Genomic DNA, 15,329 nt, shown 5'->3' with positions numbered 1-15,329 from the left:
TACCTCTCAAATGTGCTGGGCAGGAGTGCTGTAGGCCCAGTCAACAACACTGCCGCCGTCAAACACAAGTGAGGTCACACTCGCCAGGTCGCAGTTGCGGCTCGCGTGCGCCAGACGCTTGCCCTGCACGTGGCGCTGCACCATCACAATCGGCAGCTGGTGGCTGACCATCACAGCCTCGTGGCCCTCGGCCTTGCTGCGGGCGGCCTCGACCGCGGACCACATGCGCTCGAAGATCTCCTGGTAGGGCTCGCCCCAGCTCGGCTCGAGCGGGTTGGTCATGTGCCGCCAGCGGATCGGGTTGATCAGCTGCGAGCGCCACCCCTTCGTGCGCAAGCCCTCGAACGTGTTGCCGGCCTCCAGGATGTCCTCGCGGGTGTCCACCTCGCAGCCGGTGACCTCAGCGATCGGGCGCGCCGTTTCCTGCGCGCGCTCCAGCGGGCTCGCCGCCAGGTAGACCACGTCGCGGCCGCGGAAGAACTTCGAGGTGGCCACGGCCATGGAGTTGCCACGTGAAGACAGGTGGTAGCCCGGCATGCGCCCGTAGAGGATCTTCTTCGGGTTGTACACCTCGCCGTGGCGCACCAGGTGCACCGTCGTCTTCGTCATCTAGGCCTCCGCGGGTTGCGCCGCCGCGGCGGCCTTCGCGGCGCCGCGCAGCGCGTCCTCGATGCGGCCGAAGTCCTCGTCCGTCAGCGCGGTGGAGACGAACCAGGTCTCGAACGCGCTCGGCGGCGCGTACACGCCAGCGTCCAGCAGGGCGTGGAAGAACGGGGCGTAGCGGAACGTGTCGGCGGCCTGCATGTCGGCGAAGTTGTGGCCCTCGCCCTCGCCGAAACGGATGGACAGCATGGTCGCCGCGCGTTGGATGTGGTGGGTGACCCCTTCGGCCGTGAGGGCGTCGTGAAGCAAACGCTCCAGCAAATCCGCGTTTTTGTTCAGCGTGGGGTAGATGTCCTCGCTCGCCAGCTCCAGCGAAGCCAGGCCGGATGCCATCGCCACCGGGTTACCGGACAGGGTGCCCGCCTGGTAGACGGGGCCGTTCGGCGCGAGGTGCTCCATGATGTCGCGGCGGCCGCCGAACGCCGCCGCCGGCAGGCCGCCGGAGACGACCTTGCCAAAAGTGGTCAGGTCGCCCGCGACGTTATCCACGCCATACCAGCCGGCATACGAGGTGCGGAAGCCCGTCATCACCTCGTCCAGGATCAACAGCGCGCCGTCGAGATGCGCGAGCTCCTTGAGCTTGGCGTTGAAGTCGTTGCGCGGGGCGACGGTGCCCATGTTGCCCGCGGCCGCCTCGGTGATCACCGCGGCGATCTGGCCCTCGTTCTCGCGGAACGCGCGCTCCACCGCCTCAATGTCGTTGTACGGCACCACGATGGTGTCCTGCGCCTGCGCGCCAGTCACGCCCGGGGAATCCGGCAGGGAGAACGTGGCGATGCCGGAGCCCGCGGACGCCAGCAGCGCGTCCACGTGGCCGTGGTAGCAGCCCTCAAATTTGATGATCTTCGGCCGGCCCGTGAACCCGCGTGCCAGACGCACGGCGGACATGGTGGCCTCCGTGCCGGAGTTGACCATGCGCACCTCCTCCACCGACGTGCGCTTGACGATGTGCTCCGCGATCTGGATCTCCGCCTCCGTGGGCGCACCGAAGCTCAGGCCGTTGCGCAGGGCTTTCTCCACCGCCTCGACGATCTTGGGGTGGGCATTGCCGTGCACCATCGGGCCCCAGGAGCACACCAGGTCCACGTACGAGTTGCCGTCCACGTCGATGAGTTGCGAGCCGTGCGCGCTCTGGATGAAGCGGGTCTGCCCGCCCACCGAGCCGAAACCGCGCACCGGCGAGTTCACGCCGCCCGGGGTGGTTTTCTGCGCCCGCTCGAACAGTTCGTGCGAGCGCTGGGTATTAGCTGAAGTCGGCTTTTCCGCAGTCATGATTGTCTATCCTAGGCCATATGAAAATCGCGTTTTTAGGCCTCGGTCGCATGGGCACTGAGCTCGCGCTCAAGCTTGTCGACGACCACGAACTCACCGTATGGAACCGCACCGCCGAGAAGACCGAGCCGTTGGTCTCACGCGGGGCTGCCGCCGCCTCGACGCCCGCGGAGGCGGTCGAAGGCGCCGAGCTGGTGATCACCTGCCTGTTCGGCCCCGACGTCGTCCGGGAGGTGGTGATCGAGCCCGGGCTGATCCCCGACGGCGTGACCTGGGCCGATGCCACCACCATCTCCCCCGCCGACGCCGCCGCCTTCGCCGACGCCGTGCCCGGCTACGTGCACACCCCGGTCGTCGGGTCGCTCCCGCCCGCCCGCGCCGGCAAGCTCGGCGTCTACGTCGGAGGCGCCGATGCCTCTCGACGTTCTCAAGTCGCCGACGTCGTCTCCCCCTGGGCCGCCGCCAACCCTTCACGGCTCAAGGAAGTGGACACCGCCACCGGCGCCGCCGTGGGCAAACTGCTTGCCAACCTCGCCTTGGCCGTCACCATCGAAGGGTTCAAGGAGGCGCTCTACCTGGGCGAATCCCAGGGGTTGTCGCCGGAGCAGGTGGTGGACATGCTCGGCTCCACCGGCCTGGAGTTCATCGTGAACATGAAGTCGCCGTTCCTTTTGGGCGAGCGCTCTACCTCGCCCGGCGACTTCACCGCCGACGCCATCGCCAAGGACGCCCGGTTGATGCTCGCGTCTTCGGACAAGGACCTGCCCGCCGTCTCCGCCGCCCTGGCGTCGCTGGAGGCCCAGCAGGACGCCGGCCGCGGCGACGAGGACTTCTCCACCGTCGTGGTCAACCGCTAGCGGCGGGCCCTGGGGTCCGACACTTCGCGGCAGAATCTGTCAGACGGCCCTACCCCCCCAGGTCGACGCAGACGCCTGGCGGAATCTGTCAGGCCCCCCTTCGCCCACCGACGCGAAAGTCGAGTACGGGAGGTCGAGTCCGGGCCTAAAACAGGGCGTACTCGACCTCCGCCGCTCGACTTTTGGCGCCGCCCGGCCGGCCTAACGCCCGGCCTCGAACTCGTTGCCCACGACCTCGGGCTGCACCGCCGGCTTCTTCTTGTTCTGGTTGCGGAAGATGCCGAAAAACACCACCACCAGCAGAACGATGGCGATCCAGTTGGCCACCTTGGCGTACTGCTCCAGCACCATCACCACCGGCTCGCCGATCCACCAACCCAGCCCCAGGTAGAGGAACGACCACAGCGTCTTGGAGATGAAGTCCAGGACCATGAACTTCCACAGCGGCATCCCGGTCATTCCCATGAGCACGAACACCACGAACGCGATCGGCAGCGGGATTGGCACGTAGGCGACGAAAATGCCCAGCCAGCCCAGCTTGATAGCCCACTGCTCCACCCGCGCGATGTTTTTCGCGGCGCGAGGTGAGTTGGCGGCCTGCACGTCTAGGATGCCGCGGCCCCAGAGTTTGCCAGCCCACCAGTAGATCCAATCGAACTTGATGTTCACGATCGAGCCGATGAGCAAGAACCACAGCCAGTTCGGTGCCTCCCCCACCGCGGCGAGCGCGCCGGTGGAAGCCGCGCCGATGCGCGAGCCGGTCAGCGCCAAAAGGATCGGCGGGTCCAGGCCCAGAAGCCAGGCCCGCAGCGGGATCATGGCCAGGCCGAAGATGCCGACGAAGCCGAACCAGCCCAGGCACCAGTAGTCAGCCTTGGTGGGTTTGCCGTTCCACGGCAGGCCGTCTTCTTCCCACCACTCCTTCTCGGCGGTGGTCTCGCGTGGATCCGCGTGTTCTTCCATAGGTGATCAACCTAGCGCACGCCCCGTGGGTTTAGGGCTTTTGCTTATCGACGGCAGCTGCCGCCGCGGCCCTCGCATCGGCGATCACTGCCGGCACGCCGACCCCACCGGCCCACGCGCCGGTGAGGGAGATGTGGGATGCCTTTGGTTCGTCGAGAAGCAGGCTGCGCACCTTGGCCACGGTGGCGAGGTGGTTCTCGTCGAAGCGGGGCAGGCCGCCGAGCCAGCGCTGGACGTAGATCTCCTCGAGGCCGGCAGCGCGACCGTCGAAGCCGGTGATGGTTTTGAGGTCGTCGAGGGCCCAGTCCACGAGATCGTCCTCGGTGGCGGTGATGGCGACGTTGTCGCCGAAGCGGCCGAAGCTGGCGCGCACGAGTGCGCCGCCGCGCTCGGCAAGGTGCGGCCACTTGCGCGAGGAGAACGTGAACGCCTTCGCGTGGACGTCCTCCGCGCCGGTGGACACGAGGACGCCGGAGTTCTGCGGCAAGCCCTCGTCGGTGGCAAACCGCATGCCCACCACCGCGGAGTTGGCCAGCTTCACAGTTTTCAGCGCCCCGGATGCCTCAGGAGCAACCTCTTTGAGCAACAGCGCCGCAGTCGGGGCGGGCACGGCGAGGATGACGTGGTCGTAGGCGGTGTCCTCGCCGCCTTTGAGGCGGTACTTCGAGCCCTCGAGCTCGATGGCGGAGATGAACGCGTCGATGTAGATGTCCGCGCCGGATTTCTCGGCGAGCGTTTCGTAGACCTCCTGGTAGCCGTCCCGGAAGGTCTTGAACACCGCACCCTGGCCGGTGGGCATCTCGCGGCGGGAGCGCTCCAGGTTGGCCACGGCGGTGGACAGGTGGACCTTGCCGTCTGCGTCTGCGGCGGCGAGGCGGTCGAGCTCCTCGGCCAGCTGCGGGATGGTCGCGCGCACACCGAGGTCGTCGGCGGTGCAGGAGTACACCCCGCCGAGCAGGGAGGAGACGATGTTGTCCACCACCTCGTCGCCGTAGCGTTCGCGCACGAGCGCGCCCACGTTGACGTCACCGCCGACCTCCCAGGCGAATCCTTCGCGGTCGGCCTCGGTGTCGATGCGCTGGGCAGTGTCCTCGCTGACCAGGTGTGCGACAGTCTCGGACGTCGACGGGATGCCCATCACGCCGCCGGTGGGCAGCCCCCGCGTCTCGCCGTCCACCCACACCAGGGAGCGCAGGCCGGACGGTTCCACCAGTGAGCCGGCAAGGCCGAGCTCGGTGAAGAAGTCCACAGCGTCTTGGCGCCGCGCCATGAACGCCTCGGCGCCCATGTCGGTGGGGCCGGCTTCAAAAGCGACGGTGTGCAATTTGCCGCCGAGCCGGTCGGTGGCCTCGTAGACGTCGACCTTCAGGTCGTCCTCTGCCCCGGCGCGGGCGGAGCCCGTGCTGCGAAGTTCGTACGCGGCGGTCAGGCCCGCCAGGCCGGCACCGATGATGGCGATGTTCATTAGCTCTCCTCGTGGATGATGCGCACAGCCTCGGTGATCGCGTCCGCGTCGGTGGTGGGCAGCACGCCGTGGCCGAGGTTGAAGATGTGTCCAGTGGCGTCGCCCGCTGCGATTGCGCGGGCGGCTTCCGCCTTGATGCGCGCGACCTCGTCGCGCACGACGTCGGTGCCGGCGAACAGCATGGCCGGGTCCAGGTTGCCCTGCAGCACGCGCGGGGTGGCAAACCGGGTCGCGGCCGTGTCCAGCGGCACGCGCCAGTCCACGCCCATGACTTCGCCGCCGGCCTCGGACATCGCGCCGAGCAGCTCGCCGGTGCTCACCCCGAAGTGGATGCGTGGGATCTCGCCTGCGACGGATTCGAGGATCTCCACCGAGTACGGCAGAACAAATTCGCGGTAGTCGGCTTCGGTGAGGAAGCCCGCCCAGGAGTCGAACAGCTGCATCGCGTCGATGCCGGCTTCGACTTGCGTGCGCAGGAACGCGATGATCGTGGGCACCAGGCGGCGCATCAGCGCGTGCCAGGTTTCCGGCTCGGCGTGCATCATCGCCTTGGTCTTTTCGTGGTTCTTGCTCGGACCGCCCTCGATGAGGTAGCTGGCCAGGGTAAACGGCGCGCCGACGAAGCCGATCAGGGCTTGGGTATCGCTCAGCTCGTCCAGGATGATGCGGATGCCGTCGGCGACGGCGGCGACCTCGCTATCCAGCACAGGCAGCTTCTCCACATCACTGCGCGTGCGCACCGCCTCCGCCATCACCGGGCCGCGGCCGGGCACGATCTCCACGTCCACGCCCGCCGCCTTGAGCGGGACCACGATGTCGGAGAACAGGATCGCGGCGTCGACGTCGTGGCGGCGCACCGGCTGCAGCGTGATCTCCGCAAGAAGTTCCGGCTTGAAGCACGAGTCCAGCATGGGGATGCCTTCGCGCACTTCGCGGTATTCGGGCAAGGAGCGGCCGGCCTGGCGCATGAACCACACCGGGGTGCGCGAGGGGGTACGGCCACAGGCCGCCTCGAGCAGGGGTGCGTTGGTGAGATCGCGTCTGGTCATGGCACCCAAGCCTACCGGCGCAGACCCTGAACCCGGAACCGGCTGGCGCGGCGCGAGCTGTACTCCACGAGCAGGGAACTTCCCAGCATGAGCAGGGTTGCGCCCACCGGGGGCAGCACGCCTGCGGCAGCGAGAACGATGGCGGTCGCGTTGTAGACGCCGGCGAACCACAGGTTCCTGTCGGCGATCCGGTTGACGCGGCGGGCGTGCTCGATAGCTTGGGGCACGGCCATGACGTTGTTGCGCACGAGCACCACGTCGCTGACGTTGTTCCAACTCGGCGCCTTGGTGCCATAGAGGTCCTCGCCGGCGTACAGGATGCCGGAGTCCGCCACGCGCAGCACCGGCAGCACGCTGGAATCGCCCACCATCGCCACAATGCCGCCCTGGGTGTGCAGGGCGCGCACCGAGGCGGGTTTCTGGTGGGAGCGGATGCCCGCGAGCACCTGGGAGATGCCCAAAAAGTCGGCGAAGCGGCGCGCTACCGGATAGGTGTCGCGCGAGAGCATCACCGTTTCCACACCCATGGATTCCAGGGTGTCCACCGCCTGGATAGCGTCTTCCTTGGCGGGGTCGAAAAGTGTGATCACGCCGCGGTCTTTGCCGTCCCAGCGCACCACCACCGGGGTGCCGCCATTAGTGGCGGCCACCAACAACTTGCCATTGAGCTGGGACAGGTTGGTGGGCCGCCACAGGGAGGCGTCGAAAGTATGGGTGCGGGCGTTCTCCCCGGAGCCCCAGGTGGCGGTGAGGCGGCCGCCGAATTCGCCGTCGGGGGTGACTGTGTCGTCGCCGACCTCAATCCAATCCGGCAGGCGCGGGTCTCCGGAGCGGGCGTCGCGCACCTCGCGGGCTGCCTTCACAATGGCGCGCGAGGCCGGGTGGTCCGAATCCGCAGAAAGCACACCGGCGATGCGGACTACCAGTTCGCTGCTTTCCCCGTCTGCGGCGGTGACCGTTTCCACGTGCATTTCCGGCAGCACCAGGGTGCCCACACGGTTGAACACGGCGGTGTCCACCTTGGACAGGACTCTCAAAGCGTTGCCGTCTCTCATGAGCACGCCGTTGCGCACGGCGGCCTCGATGCCCTGGCGGATCGCCAGCGCCGGCGAGATGGCAAGGCTAAACGGGGCAACCACCACCAAAATCGCCAATGCTGTCGACGCCGCCGTGTTGACGTTTCCGGTAAACAACAACCACAGACCGAAGTCCAGCACCGCAATCGCGTACGCGGCCGGGATGAGCATGCTGGCGGAGCGGGTGGAGACCATCGTGGCGGCGTTCTGGTGGCGCGAGGCATCCTCCAGCCATCGGTGCACTGCCGTCAGTAGCGTGGTGTGGCCGACGCGGATCGTGCGGACCTTGATGTCGCCCTCGCGCAGCACAGAGCCCGCCACGACGCGCTTGCCCACCTTCAACTGAGGGCTGTCATGGGTGTTCACCAGCTCCCAGCCGATCGTGCCGGATCCGCCGACCACTTCCCCGTCGACGGGGATGACCTGGCCTGCGCGGACGCGGACGTCGTCGCCACGCATGATCTCGGTCGCTGGGAGCTGCTCGCAGCCGCCGCCCTTCTTGCGGTGAGTGACCTCGTAGGTCGACTCGGCGCCGGGGCGGCGCGCCTCCAGCTCGTCCAGCAGGTTGGTGCGCACCCGCATAGAAAAGAAGCGGCCGAGCAGCAGCAACGTCGTCACGGTGCAGGAGACTTCCAGGTAGAGCTCTGGGCCGCGGCCGATCTCCAACGGCACCCAGGTGCCGCTGGATTGGTAACCGATGCGCCCGGCGTCGGTGAACAACAGCATGGCAAAGGACCACAAGTAGGACGCCAAAATGGCGATGGAACTCGCACCGTCCAGCGCCGAGAGCCCGCGGCGCACGCCACCGGCCATCGCGCGGTGGAACGGGGAGGCGCACCACAGCGCCACCGGGGTGGTCAGCGCGAACGCCACCCACTGCCAGCCGGGGAACCCGAGGGCAGGCACGTAGGTCAGCAGCAGCACCGGGATGGTCAGCACTACCGCCAGCCACAGCCTGCCCGGGGTGACCAGGTCGCGGGCGGTAAACAGGACGTCGCCGCTGCGGCGCTCCGCGCGGGTTTTGTTCTGCACGAACCCCTGGGCGCGGGCCAAAAGGTGCGCCGCTTCTTCTTTCCGGTGGTGTTTGGCGCGCCGCGGCATGGGGTGTTCCGTCCAGTAGCGACCGTGGGCGCGGCGCTGCAGAGTGGAGTCCGTGACCACGGGGGTCACGCCGAACTCTTCAATGGTCTTGATCAGCTGCGGCAGCGGCATGGTCGCCGGCGCCGTCACCCACGCCATGCGGGTGGGGTACACCAGGCGGGCGGAAACGCCGTCGAGGGATTCGAGGGCGTCTTCGATCTCTGTCAGCTGCGGGCCGTCCTCCAGCCCTCGCAGTTCAAAGGCGTAGGACGCATTGGGGCGCACGAGCTCGCCGTCCAGGTCGCGACGGGCAGTGGCCGGGTCGACCCCGGCTTCCCTGGCTGCGTCGCGGGCGGCCTCAATGTAGTCGTCGAGCTCTTCTCCGCTCAGCTCCTCCAGCTTGGCGCCTTCGCGCCCGGTGGCGCTGAGCTTTTCCAGGTCCTCGCCCTCGTACTTGCTCATTCCACCCCTTCCCAAACATCGCCGCTGCGCTTATCCACAAACGCGTTTGCGGCCGGGCGGAACACGAAAAACAGGGCGAAGACCAGAACGACAACCACGACGACGGACGCCAGCCCCGCCACGCCGACGAAGAAGCTGGCCAGCTGCAAAAACACCGCCAGGCCAATGAATCCGGCCAGCCAGCGGCGCGCGACTTTCGAGCCTTTTGGCAAGTAGGCGCAGCACGATGTGATGAGGGAGCCGAGGATGATGCTGCCCCAGGCGAAAATACGCAGGTTAAACGCGAAGCGGTCGTACAGCTCCTCGTCGGCCCCTTCAATCATCCAGGTGTCCGGGAGCCTGTCCGGCACACCGTTGGCCAGGGACACGAACCCGATGACAAGCATGAGCACGGCAGCCGCCAGGATCAGGTAGTAGCCGATCTTCAGCGGCTTCGGCCACGCCTGCCCGACCTCGCCGGTAAAGCGCCGGTTCCTGTCGTTCGGGTCCGACACCATCGTCGGGAACATCCCTGCCACGGTTTAGTGCTCCTTTTTCTCCGCCGGCTCCGCAGCGTTGCTGTCTTTGTCCTTGGGCGGTTTGGTCCACGCCACGGAGTCCTTATCCACTGAATAGATCACGCCCATCACGCCCGCAACACCAAGGACGATCTGGATAACCCCGTCCACGCCGAACAGTGCCGTCGGCACCGTGGTGGAGGCCGGGACCATCATGAACAGCGTGAGCATGCGCAGCGCGAAAAACACGGAGAAGATCTGTAGCAGCCGACGGGCGTTTTCCGCCCACTTCGCCTGTTTTTGCACCGCCCGCAGCGCGAAGACGAACAGCAGGATTATGCCGAGTTGCAACAGCGCCATGATGAAGATGGAGCCGTACACGCTGGCATTCATCAGCGCCTCGGAGACCTCGCCGTCGCCTTTTGTGGCGCGTTCCTTGGCCACCTCGCGCAGCGCGGACGGGTCGATCACGCTCGCCGCCACAGCAAGAATCTGGTGCAGCAGTTCCCCGCCGATCATCACGGTCCAGGCCGCGAGCATGTAGCGCACGGCTTCTGGCATGGAGACTTTTTGCTTCTCGACGGCCTCCGGTTCCACCCTGCTCGGCGACCCCGGATTCATTGGCGGCAAGCTAACCATTGAGCCTCTTTGCTGCCTCGATGGCGTAGTAGGTGAAAATCTGGTCTGCGCCGGCGCGCTTGATGGATACCAACGCTTCCATCATCGTGTCCTCATAGTCGATCCAGCCGTGCTGGCCAGCGGCGTTGAGCATGGCGTACTCGCCCGAGACTTGGTAGGCGGCCACCGGAACCGGGGACATCTCCGCGATCTTGGCCAGCACGTCCAGGTACGGAAGCGCGGGCTTGACCATGACAAAGTCCGCGCCTTCGGCGATGTCCAGCTCCGTTTCCAAAAGCGACTCGCGCACGTTCGCCGGGTCCTGCTGGTAGGTGCGTCGATCGCCCTTCAGCGAGGAGCCGACCGCGTCGCGGAACGGGCCGAAGAACTTGGAGGCGTACTTCGCGGAGTAGGCCATGATGGCGACATCGGCGAAGCCTGCGCGATCAAGCGCCCCGCGAATCTTTTCAATCTGGCCGTCCATCATGCCGGACGGGCTGACAATGTGCGCGCCCGCGCGCGCCTGGGCCACCGCCATCTCGCAGTAGATCTCCACGGTGGGGTCGTTGTCCACCACCTCCCTGCCGTGTGCGTCGGTGGTGAGCACGCCGCAGTGGCCGTGGTCGGTGAACTCGTCCAGGCAGGTGTCCGCCATGATGATCAGTTCGTCGCCGAACTCCTTACGCAGCAGCGCAATCGCGCGGTTGAGCACGCCGTCGTTAGCAACCGCAACGGAACCGGTGGCGTCCTTGTCCTCATCGCGCGGCACGCCGAACAGATCCACGCACTTCACGCCGGCGTCGAGTGCCTCGCGGCAGATCTCAACCAGCGATTCCGGGGTGTGCTGGTACACGCCCGGCATGGACGGAATCTCCCGCGGGGCGTCGATGCCGTCAGCGATGAACAGCGGGAGGATGAAGTCTGCCGGGTGCAGTCGCGTCTCCGTGACAAACTCACGGATAGCGGGGGTTTGCCGCAAGCGGCGGGGGCGTCGAGTCAAGTCGTAATCAGCCATGCGCCACATCTTAGAACGCGCACCCGACACGACCCAGCTGGCGCGTTGTTAGCCAGCCGCAGCCGCGGTATCCCCGCCGGTGCTCTTGTCAGCCTTCGCTGCCTTCCGACGCTTCTTGCGCGGCGGCGGCAGCTGCCCCGACGCGCGCAGGCCAGCCACGTGCTCCGCCAGGGCGTCGACGAGGTTGGGGATGTCGGCGACCTCCGGGACGACGTCGACACGCAAGCCCTGCTCGCGCGCCTCCGCCTCGGTGACCGGGCCAATGCAGGCGATGATCGTGCGCGAATGCGGCTTGCCCGCAATACCCACGAGGTTCTTCACCGTCGACGGCGATGTGAAGCACACGGCGTCGAAGCCGCCGGTCTTGATCATGTCGCGCGTCTCCGGCGGCGGCGGGGCGGCGCGCACGGTGCGGTAAGCGACTACGTCGTCGACCTCCCAGCCCTTTTCCCGCAGGCCGTCCACCAACACGTCGGAGCCGAGGTCCGCGCGCGGCAGCAGCACGCGCGAGACCGGGTCGATGTCCTCGACGTACTCCGGGAACGCCTCCGCCAGGCCAGCCGCGTTCTGCTTCGTGCGGTGCGGCAGAAGCTCCGGCTGCATGCCGCGGGCGATCAGCGCATCGGCGGTCTTCTGCCCCACCGCGCCCAGGTGCACGCCGGCGAACGAGCGGGCGTCCAGGCCCAGCTCCTCAAACTTCGACCACACCGCGTCGACGGCGTTGACCGACGTAAACAGGATCCACTGGTAGCGGCCCTCCACGATGCCCTTGATCGCGCGGTCCATCTGCGCGGGGTTACGCGGCGGCTCCAGCGAGATCGTGGGCACGGACTGCGGGATCGCGCCGTGCTGCGACAGGCGGGCGTTCATCGGCCCCGCCTGGGACTTCGCACGCGGCACGAGCACGCGCCAGCCGTATAGCGGTCGGTTTTCCCACCACGAGTACTTCGAGCGGTCGTCCGCCGCGGTGCCGAGGGTGACAACCAGCGGCCCCTCCAGCTCGGCGTCGAGCTTGCCCACGGTGCCCAGCGTCGCGTCGAACGTGCGCTGCAGGCGGGTGGTGCCACGCGTGGTCACCGTCACGGGCGTAGACGCCTGGAGGCCCCGCTGCGTGAGCTGCTCCACCATATCCGCCAGGTGCTCCTGGTTCGCCTGCAGCACCAGCGGCTGCGGGGCGGCGGCGAGCTGGTCCCAGTCCACGTCGCCGTTGTTTAGGTCGGCTTCCGTGTAGGTCGAGCCCAGCGCGATACCGGCGAACGACGGCACCGTCGACGGCAGCGACATCCCCGGCACGACCTGGAACTCCATGCCCTCGGCCGCGACCGCGGAGATCTCCTCCATCACGTTGTCGCGCGTCAGCGGGTTGCCGGACACCAGGCGGATCACGTCGCCGTCGCCAGCCTCGCCGCGCTCCACGATGTCCGCGGCTTCTGTCAGCGCGAGCTTCAGCTTCTCGACGATCACGCCGCCGTCCAGCCCAACCTCCTGCAGCTCTGCAGCAGTCGGGTCCTCGGGGCGGGGCGGTTTACGCCTCGCACCGGCAGCCTTCGCCTCGGCGCACATCTGCTCGTATCGCTGGTTCGCCGCGTCCATCTTGGCTTTCGGCACTGGCAGCGCCGACCCGATGACGCTTCGGACCCCCGCTGACACCTCAGGGTCCACGAGGGCGATAGAATTGGATTCCATTACCTCGCGGGCGCGAACCGTGAGCAACTCTGGGTTGCCCGGTCCAGCGCCAACGAAGATCACCTTCCCCGGCTGGGGGGTGTGAGTGGGCTCTGTCATGGAGAAATCTCTTCTAGGCACAAATAAACCGCCCCCGCGCGGCTGGGTTCGCGGTGTTGATCGGCCTGAAAGTGGCCCACCGACCCGATTGCGCGGAGGGTATCGAACGTATGGTATCTCCACCATAAAATGCTTCAGCCCAAGAACAAAACCAGCGCTACATTCCAGCGCTTCTTGGCGCTTCCCCGCCGCCCCGGCCACCGATGCACACCCACTCCACCGGATCTGCTAGTTCCCCCGGACACCCATCAAGCACGAACTAGCAGATCCGCAGGTAGAGACAGGCGAAACGATGAAAGCGCGGCCCAGCGCTACTCGATCAGGTCGGCGGCGCCGCGCTCCAGCAGCGCCTCGGCGACCTTGCGGCCCAGCTCGGCCGGGTCTGCCCCCTGCGCTTCCTCCACCAGCTGGCGGGAGCCGTCCAGGGCGAACACGCCCGCGCGCAGGGTCACGCCCGCGCCGTCGAACACGGCCGAGGCTGCGACCGGCGCGGTGCAGCCCGCTTCCAAACGGGCCAGCACGGCGCGCTCGGCGGTGGATTCGGCGGTGGCGGAGGCGTCGACAAGCTTGTCAATTGCTTCGCGCACCACAGCATCGTCGGAGCGGCACTCCACGGCCAGCGCCCCCTGGGCGGGAGCCGGCATGAACACCTCGGGTGCGAAGACCTCGGTGGCGCGGTCGCCGTAGCCGCCGCGCACGAGGCCTGCGTAGGCCAGGATGATCCCGTCCAGCTCGCCGTCTTCCACATACGACATACGGCGCTCGATGTTGCCGCGCAGCGGGCGGATGTCCAGGTCAGGGCGCGTCGCCTTGAGCTGGGAGACGCGGCGCGGCGCGGAGGTGCCCACGCGCGCGCCTTCGGGCAGCTCAGCCAGGGTCAGTCCGTCGCGGGCGATGAGCGCTTCGCGACTGTCCTCGCGGGTGGGGACAATCATGTGGGCGCGCGGCTCGTCGGCGGTGGGCAGGTCCTTGAACGAGTGGACGGCGATGTCCACCTCGCCGTGAAAGAGTGCGTCGCGCAGCGCGGAGGTGAACACGCCGACGCCGATGCGCTCCACGGGTGCTTGAGACAGGTCGCCCGGGGTGGTCACGATCTGCAGTTCAGCCGCGTGGCCGTGCTCGCCCAGCGCGTCGCGGACGTGCCCGGTCTGGGTGGTGGCCAGGTGGGATCCGCGTGTGCCAATTTTGAACATCTACTTCTCCTTGCCGTGCAGTTCCTCGGGCAGCGGCAGCTTCTGCGCGTCCACCGCCACGGAGGGGCTTTCCAGCCCGAACAATTCGGTGACCGCCTCTTCCACGCTCACCGTCTCCGCCGTCGCCGCCAGCTCTTTGATCTTCACTGTCGGCGCGTGCAAAAGCTTATCGACGACACGCTTGACCATGCGGCTGACCTGATCAAAGTCGTCCTCGGACATCTCCGGCAGACGGGTTCTCAGCCGCTGCAGCTCTTGGCCGGAAATCTCCGCGGCGTTGCGGCGCAGGCGCGTCACCGCCGGGGCCACCTCACGCACGCGCTGTTCCGAGCCGAACGTGTCCACCTCGTCGGCCACGATCGCTTCGGCGCGGCGCAGCGAGCGGGAATCCGCGGTGTCGCTACCGCGCATCTTCTCGTGGAGTGACTCGATGTTGACCAGGTGCACGCCTTCGATGTCTGCGACGGCGTCGTCGATGTCGCGCGGCAGCGACAGGTCCGCGAGCACCAGCGGGCCCGGGATGTCGGCCGGGGAGATGGTGAACTCGTCGGAGGCGGTGGCGGAGACCACCAGGTCCACGTGGTCCAGCACCGAAGCGCGGTCGGCGAAGTCCACGACTTCGGCGGGCACGCCGGCCTCGCGGGAGTGCTCGGCGAGGCGCTCCGCGCGGTCGCGGGTGCGGTTCGCCAGCACCAGCTTGTCAATGCCGTTTTTGCCCAGGTGCGTGGCGGCGAGCGAGCTCATCGCGCCGGCGCCTAGGACGAGTGCGGTTTTGCCCCGGAGGTCGTCGATACGCATGAGCTCCATCGCCTCCTCGAGCGCGACGGTGACCATGGACGCGCCCGAGTCGTCGATGCCCGTTTCGGTGTGGACGCGCTTGCCGGTGTGCAGCGCCGCCTGGGCCAGCGAGTGCAGATTCGGGCCCACGGTGCCCCGCTCCACGGCGTCGACGTAGGCGGAACGCACCTGGCCGATGATCTGTTGTTCGCCCACCACCATCGAATCCAGGCCGGATGCCACGGTGAAAATGTGCTCCGCCGCCGCGTCCGAGTAGCGCACGTACAGGTAGCGGCGCAGCTCGGCGGTGTCTACCCCGGAGACGTCTGCAAGCACGCGCAGCACGTCCTCCACTCCGGCGTGGAATGCGTTGGTGACGGTGTAGACCTCCAAGCGGTTGCACGTGGAGATGATCATCGCCTCAGACAGAGACGGCTGCTTCACCAGCGCGCCCACCGCCCCATTCTGAACCGCCGTGTCCATGCTGAGCCGCTCCAGCAGGGCCACAGGCGCGGACCTGTGCGACATCCCCACAAGCAGAACACTCACGCGAAACC

13 protein-coding genes are annotated in these 15,329 nt (G+C 67.4%); 1 reads left to right on the top strand and 12 read right to left on the bottom strand.

Going from position 1 to position 15,329, the window contains the following annotated elements; genetic code table 11:
• Nucleotides 1–6: 6 nt before the first annotated feature.
• A complete protein-coding gene (locus tag CIHUM_RS01435) occupies nt 7–609 on the bottom strand; it encodes a histidine phosphatase family protein (protein ID WP_034997112.1) in 603 nt (200 codons plus the stop codon).
• Nucleotides 610–1,935, bottom strand: coding sequence for a glutamate-1-semialdehyde 2,1-aminomutase (gene hemL / locus CIHUM_RS01430; RefSeq protein WP_034997110.1), 1,326 nt, complete (start codon nt 1,933–1,935; stop codon nt 610–612).
• Nucleotides 1,936–1,955: 20 nt separating this feature from the next.
• Between hemL and CIHUM_RS01425 the strand changes: the two genes are divergently transcribed.
• Nucleotides 1,956–2,792: an NAD(P)-dependent oxidoreductase gene (locus CIHUM_RS01425; RefSeq protein ID WP_034997108.1), complete on the top strand. Its 837-nt coding sequence runs from the start codon at nt 1,956–1,958 to the stop codon at nt 2,790–2,792.
• A gap of 201 nt (nt 2,793–2,993) precedes the next feature.
• Here CIHUM_RS01425 and CIHUM_RS01420 read toward each other — a convergent pair whose 3' ends face one another.
• The 10 genes from CIHUM_RS01420 to CIHUM_RS01375 form a co-directional block, all read right to left on the bottom strand.
• Entirely contained in the window at nt 2,994–3,755 is a 762-nt protein-coding gene (locus CIHUM_RS01420) for a DedA family protein (protein ID WP_051106246.1), read from the bottom strand.
• A 31-nt stretch (nt 3,756–3,786) separates the two neighbouring features.
• Complete coding sequence (locus tag CIHUM_RS01415) at nt 3,787–5,220, bottom strand: protoporphyrinogen oxidase (protein WP_034997106.1); 1,434 nt, start codon at nt 5,218–5,220, stop codon at nt 3,787–3,789.
• Nucleotides 5,220–6,269 (bottom strand): uroporphyrinogen decarboxylase, encoded by a 1,050-nt coding sequence (gene hemE, locus CIHUM_RS01410; protein WP_034997104.1) that lies wholly within the window; start codon nt 6,267–6,269, stop codon nt 5,220–5,222. The genes CIHUM_RS01415 and hemE overlap by 1 nt, the downstream gene beginning before the upstream one ends.
• A gap of 11 nt (nt 6,270–6,280) precedes the next feature.
• Nucleotides 6,281–8,887: a heavy metal translocating P-type ATPase gene (locus tag CIHUM_RS01405; RefSeq protein ID WP_081634357.1), complete on the bottom strand. Its 2,607-nt coding sequence runs from the start codon at nt 8,885–8,887 to the stop codon at nt 6,281–6,283.
• Nucleotides 8,884–9,396, bottom strand: coding sequence for a DUF7144 family membrane protein (locus CIHUM_RS01400; RefSeq protein ID WP_051106245.1), 513 nt, complete (start codon nt 9,394–9,396; stop codon nt 8,884–8,886). Before CIHUM_RS01400 ends, CIHUM_RS01405 begins: the two co-directional genes overlap by 4 nt.
• 12 nt (nt 9,397–9,408) lie before the next feature.
• The gene (locus CIHUM_RS01395; RefSeq protein ID WP_148363820.1) at nt 9,409–10,005 is read right to left on the bottom strand and encodes a hypothetical protein; all 597 of its coding nucleotides are present in this window, start codon (nt 10,003–10,005) and stop codon (nt 9,409–9,411) included.
• Between the two features lie 10 nt (nt 10,006–10,015).
• Nucleotides 10,016–11,017: a porphobilinogen synthase gene (gene hemB / locus CIHUM_RS01390; protein WP_392389854.1), complete on the bottom strand. Its 1,002-nt coding sequence runs from the start codon at nt 11,015–11,017 to the stop codon at nt 10,016–10,018.
• 48 nt (nt 11,018–11,065) lie between these two features.
• The gene (locus CIHUM_RS01385) at nt 11,066–12,802 is read right to left on the bottom strand and encodes a uroporphyrinogen-III synthase (protein ID WP_034997100.1); all 1,737 of its coding nucleotides are present in this window, start codon (nt 12,800–12,802) and stop codon (nt 11,066–11,068) included.
• A 311-nt stretch (nt 12,803–13,113) separates the two neighbouring features.
• A complete protein-coding gene (gene hemC, locus CIHUM_RS01380) occupies nt 13,114–13,995 on the bottom strand; it encodes a hydroxymethylbilane synthase (protein WP_034997098.1) in 882 nt (293 codons plus the stop codon).
• Nucleotides 13,996–15,321: a glutamyl-tRNA reductase gene (locus CIHUM_RS01375; RefSeq protein WP_074431962.1), complete on the bottom strand. Its 1,326-nt coding sequence runs from the start codon at nt 15,319–15,321 to the stop codon at nt 13,996–13,998. It lies immediately after the preceding gene.
• Nucleotides 15,322–15,329 lie beyond the last annotated feature (8 nt).

It is taken from the genome of Corynebacterium ihumii (genome assembly GCF_028609825.1).
In the GTDB taxonomy this organism is placed as follows: Bacteria; Actinomycetota; Actinomycetes; order Mycobacteriales; family Mycobacteriaceae; genus Corynebacterium; species Corynebacterium afermentans.
This window is presented reverse-complemented; position numbering and strand designations above follow the sequence as displayed.